Raw genomic sequence first — 18,636 nt, 5'->3', positions numbered from 1 at the left:
TCCCAAGGGTTGGGCTGTTCGCCCATTAAAGCGGTACGCGAGCTGGGTTCAGAACGTCGTGAGACAGTTCGGTCCCTATCCGTCGTGGGCGTAGGAAATTTGAGAGGAGCTGTCCTTAGTACGAGAGGACCGGGATGGACGCACCGCTGGTGTACCAGTTGTCTTGCCAAAGGCATAGCTGGGTAGCTATGTGCGGAAGGGATAAGTGCTGAAAGCATCTAAGCATGAAGCCCCCCTCGAGATGAGATTTCCCATAGCGTAAGCTAGTAAGATCCCTGAAAGATGATCAGGTTGATAGGTTTGAGGTGGAAGCATGGTGACATGTGGAGCTGACAAATACTAATAGATCGAGGACTTAACTAAAATGAAAAGCGGAAAAAGACCGCTTAAATCGGTAGGGTGTTGGAGCGCACGATTAGCAGTCGTAAGACTGTGTGTGAGTGAGTGAAACAGCCGTACGATTTGGCTTTTGAAGCTGGACAAAAGATTACTTGGTTCTTGCTTTTCTTCTTATATGATTTAGTTTTGAGAGAACAACTCATAAAAACATAATAGTCTGGTGGCGATAGCGAGAAGGTCACACCCGTTCCCATACCGAACACGGAAGTTAAGCTTCTCAGCGCCGATGGTAGTTGGGGGCTCTCCCCCTGTGAGAGTAGGACGTCGCCAGGCACCTAAAGCCTTAAAAGCATTTGCTTTTAAGGCTTTTTTATTTATTTTTATAGATTTTAATCATACATTTATAAACTTTCCTTCCTAGTTCACCCCATTTTCTAAGATTAATTCTTCAGGATCTACAGCTCTCACTTGATAATCGATTCAAATCAGACTATAGTATATATAATTTAATCATAAAAACTTACTGTTCATTAATAAAAGTTCGCCCCTTTCAGGTTTGAGATTGAGTAATAATGGGAAAATTAATAAAACATCAATCTTGCTAAAAATCTTTTTTATCATGTATAATTATAGTCAAATATAGTCAAAGTCAGAAGGGGGAGGCTTGGTGAGAAATATTTCGGATATAATTGAGAATTATTTAAAACAAGTGTTAGAGATGAGCGGAAAATCACTTGTTGAAATTAAAAGAAGTGAAGTTGCCGATAGGTTTGATTGTGTACCATCACAAATAAACTATGTCATCAATACTCGATTTACAATTGAAAAAGGATACATGGTTGAAAGTAAACGTGGTGGAGGCGGCTTCATCCGAATAGTGAAGGTGCAATCACATGATTCCGCTGATCTCATTGACCAATTAATATCCCTTATACAAAGTCGAATACCTCAAAGCAGTGCAGAAGACGTTATTTTCCGACTCGTTGAAGAAGAGGTAATTAATGAACGAGAAGCGAAAATAATGCTGAGTGTTATTGATCGCTCTGTGCTGTACCTTGACCTTCCATATAGAGATGAACTAAGAGCAAGACTATTAAAAGCAATGTTAACAACATTAAAATATAAATAAGAATGTTAGCTGTGAGGTGAAAGCATGAACTGTTCAGAATGTCAGCAAAGACCTGCAACACTTCATTTTTCTAAAACCATAAATGGTAACAAAATCGAGTTTCATCTTTGTGAACATTGTGCTAAAGAAAAGGGTGACTTAATTGTCGCCAATGAATCTCCTGGATTCTCATTCAATAGCCTTTTAGCCAGTTTGCTTAATATGGAGCCTAGTTTTCAGCAAATTAAGCATGATACATATCAACAGGAAGCAGACCTTCAATGCAAGCATTGCTCTATGACTTTCCCACAGTTTACGAAGATAGGAAGATTTGGCTGTCCAAATTGCTATGATACATTCAAGGATAGACTCCAACCTATATTCAAAAGACTTCATGGTGGAAATGTTGAAAATAAAGGGAAGGTTCCAGCAAGAGCAGGGGGCCATATTCTAATTAAAAAGGAAATTGGTAAGCTACGGGAACACTTAAAGGAACTTATTATCCAGGAAGAGTTTGAAAAGGCTGCTGAAGTCAGAGATGACATAAGAAAAAAAGAAAAACAACTGGTAACTTTTGATGAGAGGGGAGAGTAGGAGTTGTCTTTTGAAAAATTCATTAATAATGCAAAAACATCCTGGATGTGTTCAGATGGACCTGACTCTGATATTGTACTTACCTCTCGAATCAGATTAGCCAGAAATATAAACACATTTAGGTTTCCAATTCTGTTTTCTAATGAGGAAGCAGAATCCGTAATTCATAAGGTCAGTGAAAAGCTTGCTGATCAATCCAATGAAAAAGTTGGTAATTTAGAGCTATTGAAGATGGAAGAACTGCAACAACTTGAAAAAAGGGTGCTTGTGGAAAAGCATTTAATCAGTCCTCTTCTTGCTAATGAAGCTGTCTATGGAGCGTGTGTTCTATCAGACGATGAAGAGGTAAGTATTATGCTTAATGAAGAGGATCATATTAGAATCCAGTGCATCAAACCTGGACTACAGGTAATGGAAGCTTTAGAAAAGGCAAATGATATAGATAATTGGTTAGAAGAATCTGTAGATTATGCGTATCATCTTGAATTAGGGTATTTAACTAGTTGTCCCACAAATATAGGCACAGGTTTAAGGGCCTCTGTCATGATGCATCTCCCCGGGATGGTCTTAACCCAGCAGATGAATAGAATTATACCAGCCATTAATCAATTAGGGCTTGTTGTAAGAGGAATTTACGGGGAGGGCAGCGAAGCTTTAGGGAATATATTTCAAATCTCCAACCAAATTACATTAGGCAAATCAGAAACAGATATTGTAGAAGAATTAAAAAGTGTAGTACTTCAGCTAATTGAGCAAGAAAGAGCTGCAAGAGAGGCATTAGCAAGAACTTCAAACATACAATTAGAAGATAGAGTTTTCCGATCATATGGAATCCTCTGCAACAGCCGAATCATTGAAACAAAAGAAGCAGCTAAATGCTTATCAGATCTTCAATTGGGAATTGACCTTGGTTTTATCAAAAATGTCTCAAAAGGTATACTTAACGAGCTGCTTATCTTGACTCAGCCTGGTTTTCTTCAGCTTTATTCAGGCGGGCAAATGAATCCAAATGATCGCGACATTCGCCGCGCATCCTTAATAAGAGAAAGATTATTGTTGGAAACAGAGTAATTATATAATTGGGAGGATGACATTATGATGTTTGGACGTTTTACAGAAAGAGCACAAAAGGTATTAGCACTTTCACAAGAAGAAGCAATCCGCTTAGGACATAATAATATTGGAACAGAACATATTTTACTTGGATTAGTCCGTGAGGGAGAAGGCATTGCTGCAAAGGCATTGCAAGCTCTTGGGTTAGGACCTGAAAAAATTCAAGAAGAAGTTGAAAATCTTATTGGCCGTGGGACAGAGGGCTCTCAAACAATTCATTATACTCCTAGAGCAAAAAAGGTAATTGAACTATCTATGGATGAAGCAAGAAAGCTTGGTCACTCCTATGTAGGAACAGAACATATTCTTCTTGGACTTATCCGTGAAGGAGAAGGTGTGGCAGCACGAGTATTGAATAATGTTGGTGTAAGTCTGAATAAGGCGAGACAACAGGTACTACAGCTGCTTGGAAGCAGTGAATCAGGTGGTCATCAAGGCAGCTCTGCTGCAAGTGCAAATACTCCAACACTTGATAGCCTTGCGAGGGATTTGACTTCGATTGCAAGAGAAGGCAGCCTTGATCCGGTTATTGGCAGAAGCAAAGAAATTCAACGTGTTATTGAAGTATTGAGCAGAAGAACAAAGAATAATCCAGTGCTGATCGGGGAGCCTGGTGTCGGTAAAACAGCTATCGCAGAAGGCTTAGCACAACAAATTGTTCAAAATGAAGTACCTGAGATTTTGAGAGATAAAAGGGTAATGACTTTAGATATGGGTACTGTTGTGGCAGGAACAAAATACCGCGGTGAGTTTGAAGATCGCTTGAAAAAGGTGATGGATGAAATTCGCCAAGCAGGAAACATCATCTTATTCATTGACGAGTTGCATACGTTAATTGGAGCAGGTGGAGCAGAAGGTGCTATCGATGCATCCAACATATTAAAGCCGTCATTAGCAAGAGGAGAGCTGCAATGTATCGGTGCAACTACACTTGATGAATACCGCAAGTATATTGAAAAAGATGCAGCATTAGAAAGACGCTTCCAGCCAATCACAGTTGATGAGCCAACAATGGAAGAATCTATTCAGATTCTTAAAGGATTGCGCGACAGATATGAAGCGCATCACCGAGTATCCATTATTGATGAAGCAATTGAAGCAGCGGTAAAATTATCAGACCGTTATATTTCAGACCGCTTCTTGCCAGATAAAGCGATTGATTTAATTGATGAAGCTGGTTCGAAAGTAAGATTAAGATCGTATACAACTCCTCCTAATCTTAAAGAATTAGAGGTTAAACTAGAAGAGGTGCGTAAAGAGAAGGATGCATCTGTTCAAAGTCAAGAGTTTGAAAAAGCTGCTTCATTACGCGATACAGAGCAAAGACTTCGTGAACAGCTAGAAGAAACGAAGAAAAATTGGAAAGAGAAACAAGGTCAGGAAAATACAGAAGTGACAGTTGAAGATATTGCAAGTGTCGTATCAAGCTGGACTGGAATTCCTGTATCAAGATTGGCACAAACAGAAACTGATAAGCTTCTTAATATGGAAAGCATTCTTCATAACAGAGTAATTGGTCAGGAAGAAGCAGTAAAAGCAATCTCTAAAGCTGTCAGAAGAGCAAGAGCTGGATTAAAGGATCCTAAACGTCCAATCGGCTCCTTCATCTTCTTAGGTCCGACAGGTGTTGGTAAAACAGAGCTTGCCCGTGCCCTTGCTGAATCTATGTTTGGAGACGAGGATGCGATGATTCGTATTGATATGTCCGAATATATGGAGAAGCATTCCACTTCTAGACTTGTAGGTTCACCTCCAGGGTATGTAGGTTATGAGGAAGGCGGACAGCTTACTGAAAAAGTAAGAAGAAAACCTTATTCAGTTGTACTTTTAGATGAAATAGAAAAAGCGCACCCTGATGTTTTCAACATCCTATTGCAGGTGTTAGAAGATGGACGCTTAACTGACTCAAAAGGTCGAACAGTAGACTTCAGAAATACTGTGCTGATTATGACATCAAATGTCGGTGCATCTGCATTAAAAACGAATAAATATGTAGGCTTCAATATTCAGGACGGAGAACAAGACTATAAGGATATGAAGGGTCGTGTAATGGAAGAGCTGAAAAGAGCATTCCGACCAGAGTTCTTGAACCGTATTGATGAAATTATCGTATTCCATTCCTTGGAGAAGAAACACCTTCAAGAAATCGTTTCTCTAATGGCAGATCAGTTAGTTAGCAGACTTAAAGAGCAAGATATTTATCTTACTATTACAGATGCAGCTAAAGCGAAGATTGCAGAGGAAGGCTATGATCCAGAGTACGGAGCAAGACCATTGCGCAGGGCTATTCAAAAGCATATTGAGGACCGTCTGTCAGAAGAGCTCCTTAAAGGTACTGTCCTAAATGGTCAGCATATTGATTTAGATGTAGCTGATGGGGAATTCACTGTAAATGTGAAGGACGCACAGCAATTGACAAACTTGCAAAAATAACGGTTAATATCATAAATGGCACACGTTTTACTATTGCGTGTGCCATTTGTTCTTTATAGGGGCCTTTTAGGTTACCTGATTGACAATAGGTAAGGAGATACAAGAATGGCGAAAAGAAAGACTAAATTCTTATGTCAGGAATGCGGTTATGAATCCGCAAAATGGATGGGTAAATGTCCTGGCTGCGGAAACTGGAATACGATGGTGGAGGAAGTAGAAAAAGCACCTGCACAAAGAAAAGGTGCCTTTGCTCATTCTCAAGGAATGACATTAGCTGCTAAGCCTATCCCTGTTACGAGCATTGAAACAGTTAATGAACCTAGAATAAAGACAGACTTAGGAGAGCTTAACCGCGTTTTAGGTGGTGGTGTAGTACCGGGTTCCCTTGTTCTAATTGGTGGAGATCCTGGGATCGGAAAGTCGACGCTTCTACTTCAGGTTTCTGCGCAATTAGCACTGAAAAAACAATCCGTCCTATATGTTTCAGGTGAGGAATCTCAAAAACAAACAAAATTAAGAGCAGACAGGCTTGGCGTAATGTCTGATCAGCTTCTTGTATATTCAGAGACTAATTTAGAGGAAATCAGCAGAACAATAGAAAATACGAAGGTTGATTTTGTCGTTATAGATTCCATCCAGACAATTTTCCATCCAGAAGTTACATCTGCCCCGGGAAGTGTCTCTCAAGTGCGAGAGTGTACGGCGGAGTTAATGAGGATAGGAAAGACGAAAGGAATTGCTATCTTTATCGTTGGTCATGTGACGAAGGAAGGTTCTATTGCAGGTCCGAGACTGCTTGAGCATATGGTCGACACTGTTCTATATTTTGAAGGGGAAAGACACCACACATACAGAATATTAAGAGCAGTCAAAAACCGTTTCGGATCCACAAATGAAATGGGCATTTTTGAAATGAAAGAATTTGGGTTGGAGGAAGTGGAAAATCCTTCAGAAATATTCCTAGAGGAACGCTCACAAGGTGCTGCTGGTTCAACTGTTGTTGCTTCTATGGAAGGAACAAGACCAGTACTTGTTGAGATTCAAGCCCTTATTTCTCCGACAAGCTTTGGGAACCCAAGAAGGATGGCAACAGGGATAGATCATAATCGAGTGCCGCTGCTAATGGCTGTCCTTGAGAAAAGGGTAGGAATGCTGCTTCAAAACCAGGATGCTTATTTAAAGGTTGCAGGAGGGGTTAAACTCGATGAACCAGCAATTGACTTAGCTATTGCAGTTAGTATTGCATCCAGCTTTAGAGATAAGACAACCAGAGCAACTGATTGTATTATCGGGGAAGTCGGGTTAACTGGAGAAGTACGTCGAGTATCGAGGATTGAACAAAGAGTTCAGGAAGCAGCTAAATTGGGCTTCGAACGCGTTATAATGCCTACCAATAACCTATCTGGTCTCAAAGCTCCTGAAGGTATTCAGCTAATAGGCGTCAGCTCTGTCGGGGAGGCGTTAAAGGCAGCGTTAGGGGAATAACCGTCTTACGTAACAAAAAAACGTTTGATGTTGCATTATTGGTATGATAAAATGTAATGTTTAATAATTTGACAGTGAATTACCAATAATGCTACTCTAAAAATAGCCAAAAAAGAACAAAAAGTTTGCTAATTAACTTTTTCATTACAAATAAAAAAATTCTCTGTAATATTAGGTTTCAAATTCGGGAATTTGTTTATAATGTGAAAGAGGAGGTGTAAGTATTGTTAAGACGGATTGTACAGGCATGTTTTTTAATTATTGGGGGTACTTTAGGAATAGTCTTTATTCCTGATTTGTTAAATATGGTTAATCTAAATCATAATTTAATAAATAACCCTTACGTATCGGCAATACTTGGTGCCATTATTTTTTATTTTATTACTTTATGGGCGATAGATTATATTGTTAATTTTATCAAGCTGGTGGAAGAAACCCTTGTAAAGGCTCCAATCACTGATATTATTTTCGGAAGTGTCGGTTTAGCTTTCGGACTGATATTGGCCTTTTTAATCGGCTATGCACTTACCGCCATAAAAGTACCGTTAATCAATACGGTCGCGCCTATTCTTTTAACTTTACTTTTTGGCTATTTAGGTTTTCAAGTAGGATTCAAAAAGAGAGACGAGCTATCCAATCTTTTTGCGGCTAGAAAGAAAAAATCAAATGAAGAAGAAGTATTAAAAACAGAAAAGGGCAAGTTGAAAATACTAGATACAAGCGTCATTATTGACGGGAGAATCGCTGATATCTGCCAAACTGGTTTTCTTGAAGGAACGATTGTGATACCTCAATTTGTGCTTGGAGAATTGCAGCATATCGCTGATTCCTCTGATGCATTGAAACGAAACAGAGGTAGAAGAGGATTAGATATTCTCAACCGTATTCAAAAGGAACTTGCAATTAAGGTAGAGATATATGAAGGCGATTTTGAAGAGATTACAGAAGTGGACAGTAAGCTTGTTAAGCTGGCTAAAATAACAAATGGTGTTGTAGTTACAAATGACTTTAACTTAAACAAAGTTTGTGAATTGCAGCAAGTAGCTGTTCTTAATATTAATGATTTAGCTAACGCTGTTAAACCAGTTGTACTTCCAGGTGAAGAAATGAAGATTCTTATTATTAAGGACGGTAAAGAACATAATCAAGGTGTAGCCTACTTAGATGACGGCACAATGATCGTTGTAGAAGAAGGTCGCAATTTTATCGGAAAACATATTGATGTCCTAGTAACGAGTGTTTTACAGACATCTGCAGGAAGAATGATTTTTGCAAAACCGAAATTATTAGAAAAAGCATTGTAATGGATGGGAGTTTGTTTTATGGCTTATGAAGTCATTATACCGGCCGCGGGTCAGGGGAAAAGAATGGGAGCAGGAAAAAATAAACTGTTCCTTAAAATAGACGGTCTGCCAGTTTTTATTCATACCTTAAAGGTGTTTGAAAAAGACGAAAACTGCAGTAAGATTTGGCTGGTGACCAGCACCCAGGATAAACAAGAAATGCATTCACTAATAAAAAGGAATAAAATAACGAAAATTGCTGCAATTGTTGATGGTGGAGATGAAAGACAATATAGTGTCTACAATGCTGTAAAAGAAATTTCTAAAGATGCTATTGTATTAGTCCATGATGCCGCCAGACCATTCATTGATGTTCACCAGATGAAGGAATTGACAGAAGTTGCAGCAACGAATGGAGCAGCTGTCTTAGCAGTCCCAATTAAAGATACCGTTAAAAAGGTAACAGGTGACGTAGTCGAAGAGACAGTAGATCGTTCTAGCTTGTGGGCTATCCAAACCCCACAAGCTTTTCGTATTTCTTTATTAAAAGAAGCCCATGAAAAGGCAATTCGTGAGGAGTTTCTTGGAACAGATGATGCTAGTCTTGTAGAAAGATTGGGACAAAAAGTGAAAATAGTCATGGGTAACTATGACAATATAAAATTAACGACACCAGAGGATTTATATTTTGCTGAAGCAATCATTCAAAAATATAAAGTCTAAATATAACAGTAAAAGGAGTACATAATATGTTACGAATAGGACAAGGCTTTGATGTGCATCAACTAGTAGCAGGAAGACCCCTCATCATTGGCGGTATTGAAATTCCATATGAAAAGGGTCTGCTTGGCCACTCAGATGCAGATGTACTTTTACATACTATAGCAGATGCTTGTTTAGGGGCAATTGGAGAAGGCGATATTGGCAAGCATTTCCCTGATACAGATCAAGCGTTTAAGGACTTTGATTCGGCAATTCTGTTAAAAGAGGTCTGGAGTCTGGTGAAATCCAAAGGTTATGAATTGGTTAATGCTGATTGCACCATTATGGCACAGCAGCCTAAAATGGCTCCTCATATTAAAGCAATGCAATCAAGAATTGCTGAACTGTTGGAAACAGAGACGGAAAATGTCAATGTAAAGGCGACGACGACTGAAAAATTAGGATTTACTGGAAGAGGAGAGGGCATTGCTTCGTTAGCAGTAGTCCTTTTACAGAGAAAAGTACAGTAACACTCTTTTAATGGAAAATACTAAATGATAGAATAAACAAGAAATATGTTGAAACAAAATCAAGGAGGCAGAACCATGACTAACGAAATACGTGTTCGTTATGCCCCAAGTCCAACGGGACATTTGCACATAGGGAATGCACGTACTGCATTATTTAATTATTTATATGCACGCAATTTGGGTGGAAAGTTTATTATCCGAATTGAGGATACAGATAAAAAACGTAATATCGAAGGTGGAGAACAAAGCCAATTAAAGTACTTGAAATGGCTTGGCATCGACTGGGATGAAAGCGTAGATGTGGGTGGGGAATTTGGACCATACCGCCAATCTGAGCGAAATGATATTTACAAAAAATATTACACGGAATTGCTTGATCGAGAATTAGCATATAAATGCTATTGTACAGAAGCTGAAATTGAAGCAGAGCGTGAAGAGCAAGTTAACAACAATGAGACACCTAAATATTCAGGTAAATGCCGTCATTTGACAAAGGAAGATCAAGCGCGTCTTGAGGCAGAAGGCAGACAGCCAAGCATTCGCATTAAAGTTCCAGAGAATGTTGTTTATGAGTTCGAAGATATGGTTAAAGGATCTGTTTCTTTTGAATCAGAAACAATAGGCGATTACGTTATCGTTAAAAAGGATGGTACACCAACATATAACTTTGCGGTTGCTATTGATGATCATCTAATGGAAATCTCTCATGTTCTTAGAGGTGATGACCATATTACAAATACACCAAAACAGTTAATGGTATATGACGCACTTAACTGGAAAAGGCCAATTTTTGGTCATATGACGTTAATCGTCAATGAGAGCAGAAAAAAATTGAGCAAACGTGATGAATCCATCATTCAGTTTATTGAGCAATATGAAGAACTTGGCTACTTGCCAGAAGCACTTTTCAATTTCATCACACTGCTAGGCTGGTCTCCAGAAGGTGAAGAGGAATTATTTACGAAGGAAGAGTTCATCAAAATCTTTGATGCTGCCAGATTATCGAAGTCACCAGCTTTGTTTGATCAGAATAAGCTAGCATGGATGAACAACCAATACATTAAAAAGGCTGACTTAAGCAAAGTTATTGACTTAGCATTGCCGCATCTTATTAAAGCAGGCCTTGTGCAAGAGAACCGTTCTAGTGAAGAAGAGCAATGGGTTCATAACCTGATTGGCTTGTATCAAGAACAAATGAGCTGTGGTGCTGATATTGTGGAACTGTCTTCTTTATTCTTCAGTGAAGATTTACAGTATGATGAAGAAGCAAAAGAGGTTTTATCTGGTGAGCAAGTGAAAGATGTACTCTCTTCTTTCAAGGAAGAGCTTGCTAGCTTAACTGATTGGAATGCAGATAACATTAAAGCTGCTATAAAAAGCGTTCAAAAAGCAACAGGCCAAAAAGGCAAGAACTTATTTATGCCAATTCGTGTCGCTGCAACCGGTCAAACTCATGGTCCCGATCTGCCAAAAGCAATTGCATTGCTTGGAGCTTCTAAGATTGAAAAAAGATTATTATCGCTAATTAGTTAACAATCTGATAAAAATGTAATATAGTAAAGAAAAAACGTATATAAAACAAAAACGTAGAAGAGGAAAAGTAAAAAAAGGATGCTTATAAGAGAGAATCATCATCGGCTGAAAGTGGTTCAAGCCTCTCCTTTTTTGAAGTGCCCCTCTGAGTCCTGTATGGAACAACTAAGCATAGGCAGAATAATAGCCTAGGACTTTGGTTTAGTAAGTAGAGGCGGTGCCTAACCGTTAACAAGGTTTAAGTGGAGATTATTACCTAGGGAATAATCTAAACAGAGTGGAACCGCGTGTAAAAGCGTCTCTGTCTTTTAGGACAGAGGCGTTTTTTTTTGTGTAGTTCGATAGTATAAACAAAGCTGGGGAACAGAATAGTCGGCTTTCATGTAAATAGAGGATGAATTGGGAGGGTTAAAATGTTTAAGCGCATTAAAGAAGATATATCAGTAGTATTTGAACAAGATCCGGCAGCGAGAAGCTCAATCGAAGTAGTCCTTACTTACTCTGGATTACATGCAATTTGGCATCACCGCATTGCGCACCGCTTCTATAAACATAGATGGTATTTTCTGGCCCGTACAATATCTCAATTCAGCCGTTTACTAACTGGTATAGAAATACATCCAGGTGCAACAATCGGAAGAAGACTCTTTATTGATCATGGCATGGGAGTTGTTATAGGGGAAACATGTGAAATAGGCGATAATGTCACAATATTTCAAGGGGTAACCTTAGGGGGAACAGGGAAAGAGAAAGGAAAGAGACATCCAACCGTTAATGATAATGCTCTGATTGCAACAGGAGCAAAGGTGTTAGGATCAATAACAATTGGCGAAAATGCAAAAATTGGTGCCGGGTCTGTCGTTTTGAAAGATGTGCCGCCTAATTCTACTGTTGTAGGTATTCCTGGGACTGTAGTGGTGCAGGATGGTATTAGGATAAAAAAAGACTTAAACCATTCCGATTTGCCCGACCCGTTTGCAGAGCGAATGAAGGAACTTGAAAATGAGTTACTTAATTTAAAAAATGAATTGAATGAGTTGAAAAAGGAAGGGAGATATAGATAATGTCGATTCAAATTTACAATACATTATCAAGAGAAAAAGAAGAGTTTGTCCCATTAGAAGAGGGTAAGGTTAAAATGTACGTTTGCGGTCCAACGGTATACAACTATATCCATATTGGAAACGCAAGACCTGCCATTGTATTTGATACAGTAAGGAGATATTTAGAATTTAGAGGATATGACGTTAACTTTGTTTCTAATTTCACTGATGTTGACGATAAACTTATCAGAGCTGCCAATGAGTTAGGTGAAGAGGTTCCTGCAATTGCAGACCGATTTATTGAAGCATATTTTGAAGATGTTACTGCATTGGGGTGCAAAAAAGCAGATACTCATCCGCGTGTAACGGAAAGCATGGACATCATAATTGAATTTATAGAGGCACTCATAGATAAAGGCTATGCTTATGAGTCTGAGGGAGATGTGTATTACCGTACTAGAAAGTTTGAGGGGTATGGTAAATTATCTCATCAATCAATTGATGAACTGAAGTCTGGTGCAAGAATAGCTGTTGGAGAGAAAAAACAGGATTCCCTTGATTTTGCGCTCTGGAAGAACGCGAAAGCAGGAGAGATTTCTTGGGATAGTCCCTGGGGGCAAGGAAGACCTGGTTGGCATATTGAGTGCTCAGCGATGGTGAAGAAGTATTTAGGAGACACAATTGATATCCATGCAGGAGGACAGGATTTAGCTTTCCCTCATCATGAGAATGAAATTGCCCAGTCTGAGGCATTATCCGGTAAGACGTTTGCAAACTATTGGATGCACAACGGCTATATTAATATAGATAATGAAAAAATGTCCAAATCATTAGGTAACTTTATTACAGTTCACGATATCTTGAAGATTCATGATCCCCAAGTATTAAGATTCTTCATGCTGTCAGTTCATTATCGTAACCCGATTAATTACAGTGAAGAAGTATTAGAGAATACAAGGGCTGGATTGGAACGTATTAGAACTTCTTATGACAATCTGCTCCATCGTAAGGTTACAAGTACTGACTTAACGGATACAAATGAAGAGTGGTTAAATAAGATTAACGACCTACATGAACAGTTCATCACAAGCATGGATGACGATTTTAATACGGCCAACGGAATCTCTGTTCTATTTGAGCTTTCACAGCAAGCAAACTATTACTTGTTGGAAAAGACAACGTCTGCAGCAGTCATTAATGCTTTCATAAAAGAGTTTGAAGAGCTGTTTGGTGTTCTTGGACTTTCTCTTGTGAAGGAAGAACTGCTTGATGAAGAGATTGAAGCGCTTATTGAGAAGCGTAACCAAGCTCGTAAGGACCGTAATTTCCAGTTGGCAGACCAAATTAGAGATCAACTGAAGGCGATGAACATCATTTTAGAAGATACACCACAGGGCATTCGCTGGAAAAGAGGGTAATGGATGCTCCTTTATGATAAGAAACTTGATGAAAAACAATTGAACAGCTTAGCGCTTGCTTATATGGGTGATGCTGTTCTGGAGATATATGTGCGAAGGCATCTTTTATACAGTGGGAAGGTTCGACCAAACCAGCTGCATAGAGAAGCAACAAAGTATGTTTCTGCCAAGGGGCAGGCAAAAGTTGTTCATGCACTTATAGAAGATGAATTCTTTACACCTGAAGAATTCGCGGTCATGAAAAGAGGAAGGAACGCGAAATCAGGAAGTATACCGAAGAACACAGATGTTCAAACATACAGGTACAGTACAGGGTTTGAAGCTGTGCTTGGATATTTATATTTAACTGAGGATGAGAAGCGGCTTGAGGAGATTATCCAAGCCGCACTGTCCATCATTGAAAAGCAGTAGGAGGAGCAAAGAAGTGGATAATGATTATATTGTTGGGAAAAACGCCGTAATTGAAGCGTTAAAATCCGAAAGAGATGTTAATAAAATCTTTATAGCAGAGGGTTCTCATAAAGGACAGATGCAGATTGTTATAGGTTTGGCAAAAACTGAAAATGTGCTTGTCCAGTTTGTACCAAAGAAAAAGTTAGATACATTAGTGGATGCGAATCACCAAGGTGTTGTTGCACAAGTAGCAGCATATCAATATGCTGAAATAGATGATTTGTTTGCTCTGGCAGAAAAACGGAACGAAGCACCATTCTTCATGCTGCTTGACGAGATAGAAGATCCTCATAATTTGGGATCTATCATGAGGACTGCGGATGCTGTCGGTGCGCATGGTATTATTATCCCAAGAAGGAGAGCTGTTGGCCTTACTGCAACAGTAGCTAAAGCATCAACAGGTGCAATTGAGCATATTCCAGTCGTTAGGGTAACAAATATGGCTAGAGCAATCGATGAACTGAAGGAAAGAGGAGTCTGGATTGCGGGAACTGATGCTAAAGGGAAAGAGGATTATCGCCAGTTTGATGGTACGATGCCGCTTGGTCTTGTTATTGGAAGTGAAGGAAAGGGCATGGGAAGGCTCATCCGTGATAAGTGCGATTTTCTAATTCAGCTACCAATGGCAGGAGCGGTTACATCATTGAATGCATCTGTAGCTGCAGCACTCTTAATGTATGAGGTTTATCGTAAACGCCATCCACTTGAGGGATAACAATGGATATACTCTTAGTTGATGGCTATAACATTATTGGAGCATGGCCAGAGCTCAACAAGCTGAAAAATAAGGATTTATCTGCTGCAAGAGATGCTCTTTTAGAGAAAATGGCAGAATATCAAGGGTTCTCAGGCTTTCGTGTTATCGTAGTTTTCGATGCTTATTATGTTAGGGGCACAGAAAAGAAGCTTAAGAACTCCAAGGTTGAGGTCATCTTTACAAAGGAAAATGAAACGGCTGATGAAAGAATTGAAAAGCTTGCCAAGGAGCTCAGCAACAGGAGAACACAAATCCATGTTGCCACATCTGACTTTACCGAACAGTGGGCTATTTTTGGACAAGGAGCTCTAAGAATATCAGCAAGAGAGCTTCTGATTGAAATGGCAGAGATAGAAAAAAATATTGAAAAAAAAGTGAAGCGAATTAAGGAAAGAAAGCCTGTAATCAAGATACCGCTTTCGAAAGAAATGGAAGAATTATTTGAAAAATGGCGCCGTGGCGAAAAATGAGTTGTTGACGCTTAAAAAAACCCTACTGTATAATGGTTTTATCCATGATTGCGCGGTCGGGGGGATCTGTATGAGTACTGACAACAGGAGTAAAAGCAATGAAAGTGTTGAGAAGTATTTAGAGCTTGAAGATGAAACACTGGTCGAATTAGTTCATAAAGGAGAAAGTGATGCATTAGACTTTCTCATCCAGAAGTATCGTAATTTTGTTAGAGCTAAAGCTAGATCCTATTTCCTAATTGGTGCTGATAAAGAAGATATTGTCCAAGAAGGCATGATCGGCTTATATAAGGCAATCCGTGATTTTAAAGGGGACAAGCTCTCGTCGTTTAAAGCATTTGCCGAATTATGTATTACAAGGCAGATTATCACTGCTATTAAGACAGCAACAAGACAGAAGCATATTCCTTTAAATTCCTACGTCTCTCTTGATAAGCCAATTTATGATGAAGAGTCAGATCGAACATTAATGGATGTTATTTCTGGAGCAAAGATATTAGATCCAGAAGAGTTGATTATCAATCAGGAAGAGTTTGACCATATTGAAGTGAAAATGTCGGAGCTTCTTAGTGATTTGGAAAGAAAAGTGCTGGCACTTTATTTAGATGGCCAATCCTATCAGGAAATTTCAGAAGAGCTGAACAGACATGTGAAGTCGATAGATAATGCTCTTCAAAGGGTTAAAAGAAAGCTTGAGCGTTATTTAGAGATTCGTGAGTTTTCCCTCTAATAGAAGCAAATTCGTAAGAAAAGGCAAAAAACTGACTAATATTGACATACATTCATGTCCATGTTACAGTTTGGGGAGATATAAAGGACGTAGTAGGTGTAATTTAAATGAAAAATAAGATTGTACTGGCTTGTGAGAAGTGCAGCTCAAGAAACTATTCTACAATGAGCAGCAAAACCGCAGATCGCCTTGAAGTAAAGAAATATTGTCAAACATGCAATGCACATACAGTTCATAAAGAGACAAAATAGCAAATTACTGCTTAAGACAGGCTACCCGCTTTTAAATATGGAGGTAACGAAATGCAACGCACTGTTAACTTTTTCCGTGAAGTAGGCAGAGAAATGAAAAAGGTTAGTTGGCCAAAGAGGAAAGAACTGACTAACTATACAATCACTGTTCTTGCGACAGTAATATTCTTTTCTGTGTTCTTTGCACTTGTAGATATGGGAATTTCCGAACTAATTCGTTTAATACTTGAATAACTGTTGTCCACTCATGGTATAATGGTAACACAATAGGAAACAAACAAAGCCCGGAAACGGGTTTTTTCATTGCTTGAAAATAATAAACAAGCTTTTTCATGTGATAGCTCTTTTTTATAGGGCTAGGTTATATAAGGCATGAAGAGTAAATAGCGTTAAGGAGGGACGGACATAACAGTCCTCTAATATGGAAAAAAATTGGTATGTAGTTCATACTTATTCTGGTTATGAGAATAAAGTTAAAACTAACTTGGAAAAGCGCGTTGAAACAATGGGAATGCAAGATAAGATATTCCGTGTAATCGTGCCAGAAGAAGAAGAAACAGATGTAAGAAACGGCAAGACGAAAGTTGTTAAAAGAAAGGTTTTCCCAGGCTATGTGCTTGTGGAAATCGTCATGACAGATGATTCGTGGTATGTTGTCCGCAATACGCCAGGAGTAACAGGATTTGTTGGTTCTGCTGGTTCTGGTTCGAAGCCGACACCACTTATGCCTGATGAGGTGCAAGTCATCCTTAAGAGAATGGGTGTTGACGAGCAGCGCTTCGAAATTGAATTCGAATTAGGTGAAACAGTGAAGGTAAATGAAGGTCCGTTTGCAAACTTTACTGGGTCAGTTGAAGAGATCGATAATGACAAGGCAAAAGTGAAAGTTTTAGTGAACATGTTCGGCAGAGATACTCCTGTGGAGCTTGATTTTACACAAATTGAAAAATTTTAATCTGAAAAACTTGAAATGAGCACGAAAAAGTGTTAATATTTCAAAGGTCAGTATGTCTCAAATAAAGAGACAAGATATTGTCGAATTCTTTATGATAATATAAAGATCATATGTGTTGAGTGGGAGGGGAAAACCCCTATTACCACATCACGGACTTTAAGGAGGTGTGTCTCGTGGCTAAAAAAGTAATTAAGGTTGTTAAATTGCAAATTCCAGCAGCTAAAGCAAATCCGGCACCACCAGTTGGACCAGCACTAGGTCAAGCAGGTGTTAACATCATGGGATTCTGTAAGGAGTTTAACGCTCGTACAGCTGAACAAGCTGGTTTAATTATTCCTGTTGAGATTACGGTTTTTGAAGACCGTTCATTTACATTTATTACAAAAACTCCACCTGCTGCAGTTTTATTGAAAAAAGCAGCTGGTATTGAGTCTGGTTCTGGTGAACCTAACCGTAATAAAGTAGCTACTGTTAAGCGTGATAAAGTACGCGAGATTGCTGAAACAAAAATGCCTGATCTAAATGCAGCTAGCGTTGAAGCAGCTATGCGCATGGTTGAGGGTACTGCCCGCAGCATGGGTATTGTTATTGAAGACTAAACCATATCCAATATGGTTCTGTTGATTAAGGTTGCGACATCTTTTGTTAGCGTCGCAACCTTTATTCGTGGGAGGTAATTCCGCTAAAACCACAATTCAAGGAGGAAATATAGTTATGGCTAAAAAAGGTAAGAAGTATTTAGAAGCTATCAAACAAGTTGATCGTACTAAAGCTTACCCAGTTGCAGAAGCAATTGAACTAGTTAAAAAAACAAGCACTACAAAATTCGATGCATCAGTTGAAGTTGCTTTCCGTCTAGGAGTAGATCCTAAGAAAGCTGACCAACAAATCCGTGGAGCAGTTGTTCTCCCACACGGTACTGGTAAAACTCAACGCGTGTTAGTTTTTGCTAAAGGTGAAAAACTTAAAGAAGCAGAAGCTGCAGGTGCAGATTTTGTTGGAGATGCTGATTATATCACTAAAATCCAACAAGGTTGGTTCGATTTTGACGTTATCGTTGCTACACCAGACATGATGGGTGAAGTTGGTAAACTTGGTCGCGTATTAGGACCTAAAGGTTTAATGCCAAACCCTAAAACTGGTACAGTTACTTTTGATGTAACAAAAGCAGTTAACGAAATTAAAGCTGGTAAAGTAGAATACCGTGTTGATAAAGCTGGAAACATCCACGTACCAATCGGTAAAGTATCTTTCGAAGATGCTCAACTAGTTGATAACTTCACAACTATTTTTGATACAATGCAAAAAGTTAAGCCAGCAGCAGCTAAAGGAACTTACATGAAGAACGTTTCTGTTACTTCAACAATGGGTCCTGGCGTTAAAGTAGATCCTTCTACTGTTTGATAAAAATTGACATTTGACAAAATAAGATGAATAGC

At 38.9% G+C, this 18,636-nt stretch carries 20 protein-coding genes and 2 rRNA genes (1 of these 22 only partly in view); all 22 read left to right on the top strand.

Annotation, left to right across the window (positions count from 1 at the left end; translation table 11 throughout):
* Positions 1-363: ribosomal RNA gene (locus CEQ21_RS12640) — 23S ribosomal RNA — on the top strand; it begins 2,572 nt to the left of the window's first position.
* A 192-nt stretch (positions 364-555) separates the two neighbouring features.
* Positions 556-672 (top strand): 5S ribosomal RNA (gene rrf, locus CEQ21_RS12635).
* A gap of 334 nt (positions 673-1,006) precedes the next feature.
* Complete coding sequence (locus CEQ21_RS12630; RefSeq protein ID WP_185764855.1) at positions 1,007-1,468, top strand: CtsR family transcriptional regulator; 462 nt, start codon at positions 1,007-1,009, stop codon at positions 1,466-1,468.
* Positions 1,469-1,492: 24 nt separating this feature from the next.
* Entirely contained in the window at positions 1,493-2,041 is a 549-nt protein-coding gene (locus tag CEQ21_RS12625; RefSeq protein WP_185764854.1) for a UvrB/UvrC motif-containing protein, read from the top strand.
* Positions 2,042-2,044: 3 nt separating this feature from the next.
* On the top strand, positions 2,045-3,112 hold the full coding sequence (locus CEQ21_RS12620; RefSeq protein ID WP_185764853.1) for a protein arginine kinase: 1,068 nt from the start codon (positions 2,045-2,047) through the stop codon (positions 3,110-3,112).
* A gap of 24 nt (positions 3,113-3,136) precedes the next feature.
* Complete coding sequence (gene clpC / locus CEQ21_RS12615) at positions 3,137-5,587, top strand: ATP-dependent protease ATP-binding subunit ClpC (protein WP_185764852.1); 2,451 nt, start codon at positions 3,137-3,139, stop codon at positions 5,585-5,587.
* A gap of 105 nt (positions 5,588-5,692) precedes the next feature.
* Complete coding sequence (radA, locus tag CEQ21_RS12610; protein WP_185764851.1) at positions 5,693-7,072, top strand: DNA repair protein RadA; 1,380 nt, start codon at positions 5,693-5,695, stop codon at positions 7,070-7,072.
* Between the two features lie 224 nt (positions 7,073-7,296).
* The gene (locus CEQ21_RS12605) at positions 7,297-8,376 is read left to right on the top strand and encodes a PIN/TRAM domain-containing protein (RefSeq protein ID WP_127742353.1); all 1,080 of its coding nucleotides are present in this window, start codon (positions 7,297-7,299) and stop codon (positions 8,374-8,376) included.
* Between the two features lie 18 nt (positions 8,377-8,394).
* Positions 8,395-9,078, top strand: coding sequence for a 2-C-methyl-D-erythritol 4-phosphate cytidylyltransferase (ispD, locus tag CEQ21_RS12600; protein WP_185764850.1), 684 nt, complete (start codon positions 8,395-8,397; stop codon positions 9,076-9,078).
* 26 nt (positions 9,079-9,104) lie between these two features.
* Entirely contained in the window at positions 9,105-9,587 is a 483-nt protein-coding gene (gene ispF, locus CEQ21_RS12595; protein ID WP_185764849.1) for a 2-C-methyl-D-erythritol 2,4-cyclodiphosphate synthase, read from the top strand.
* A gap of 75 nt (positions 9,588-9,662) precedes the next feature.
* Positions 9,663-11,120, top strand: coding sequence for a glutamate--tRNA ligase (gene gltX / locus CEQ21_RS12590; protein WP_185764848.1), 1,458 nt, complete (start codon positions 9,663-9,665; stop codon positions 11,118-11,120).
* Between the two features lie 413 nt (positions 11,121-11,533).
* Positions 11,534-12,184, top strand: a complete 651-nt coding sequence (gene cysE / locus CEQ21_RS12585) for a serine O-acetyltransferase (RefSeq protein ID WP_185764847.1) — start codon at positions 11,534-11,536, stop codon at positions 12,182-12,184.
* Positions 12,184-13,581, top strand: a complete 1,398-nt coding sequence (cysS, locus tag CEQ21_RS12580) for a cysteine--tRNA ligase (RefSeq protein WP_185764846.1) — start codon at positions 12,184-12,186, stop codon at positions 13,579-13,581. Before cysE ends, cysS begins: the two co-directional genes overlap by 1 nt.
* Positions 13,582-13,584: 3 nt before the next feature.
* Positions 13,585-13,992 (top strand): Mini-ribonuclease 3, encoded by a 408-nt coding sequence (locus CEQ21_RS12575; RefSeq protein WP_127742365.1) that lies wholly within the window; start codon positions 13,585-13,587, stop codon positions 13,990-13,992.
* A 13-nt stretch (positions 13,993-14,005) separates the two neighbouring features.
* Positions 14,006-14,749 carry a 23S rRNA (guanosine(2251)-2'-O)-methyltransferase RlmB gene (rlmB, locus tag CEQ21_RS12570; protein WP_185764845.1) on the top strand — a complete coding sequence of 248 codons (744 nt, stop codon included), beginning with the start codon at positions 14,006-14,008 and terminating at the stop codon, positions 14,747-14,749.
* 2 nt (positions 14,750-14,751) lie between these two features.
* On the top strand, positions 14,752-15,261 hold the full coding sequence (locus tag CEQ21_RS12565; protein ID WP_185764844.1) for an NYN domain-containing protein: 510 nt from the start codon (positions 14,752-14,754) through the stop codon (positions 15,259-15,261).
* 70 nt (positions 15,262-15,331) lie between these two features.
* On the top strand, positions 15,332-15,991 hold the full coding sequence (gene sigH, locus CEQ21_RS12560; protein ID WP_127742371.1) for an RNA polymerase sporulation sigma factor SigH: 660 nt from the start codon (positions 15,332-15,334) through the stop codon (positions 15,989-15,991).
* A gap of 107 nt (positions 15,992-16,098) precedes the next feature.
* Positions 16,099-16,242 (top strand): 50S ribosomal protein L33, encoded by a 144-nt coding sequence (gene rpmG / locus CEQ21_RS12555; RefSeq protein WP_127742373.1) that lies wholly within the window; start codon positions 16,099-16,101, stop codon positions 16,240-16,242.
* 51 nt (positions 16,243-16,293) lie between these two features.
* A complete protein-coding gene (gene secE / locus CEQ21_RS12550; RefSeq protein ID WP_127742375.1) occupies positions 16,294-16,476 on the top strand; it encodes a preprotein translocase subunit SecE in 183 nt (60 codons plus the stop codon).
* A gap of 187 nt (positions 16,477-16,663) precedes the next feature.
* Positions 16,664-17,197 carry a transcription termination/antitermination protein NusG gene (nusG, locus tag CEQ21_RS12545; RefSeq protein ID WP_185764843.1) on the top strand — a complete coding sequence of 178 codons (534 nt, stop codon included), beginning with the start codon at positions 16,664-16,666 and terminating at the stop codon, positions 17,195-17,197.
* Between the two features lie 173 nt (positions 17,198-17,370).
* Positions 17,371-17,796: a 50S ribosomal protein L11 gene (gene rplK / locus CEQ21_RS12540; RefSeq protein WP_141434103.1), complete on the top strand. Its 426-nt coding sequence runs from the start codon at positions 17,371-17,373 to the stop codon at positions 17,794-17,796.
* Between the two features lie 115 nt (positions 17,797-17,911).
* Positions 17,912-18,601, top strand: coding sequence for a 50S ribosomal protein L1 (gene rplA / locus CEQ21_RS12535; protein ID WP_185764842.1), 690 nt, complete (start codon positions 17,912-17,914; stop codon positions 18,599-18,601).
* The last annotated feature ends 35 nt before the right edge of the window (positions 18,602-18,636 follow it).

Source organism: Niallia circulans, from assembly GCF_007273535.1.
Lineage (GTDB): Bacteria > Bacillota > Bacilli > Bacillales > Cytobacillaceae > Niallia > Niallia circulans_B.
Note: the sequence above shows the minus strand (reverse complement) of the source record. Positions and strands in the feature narration are given on the sequence as shown.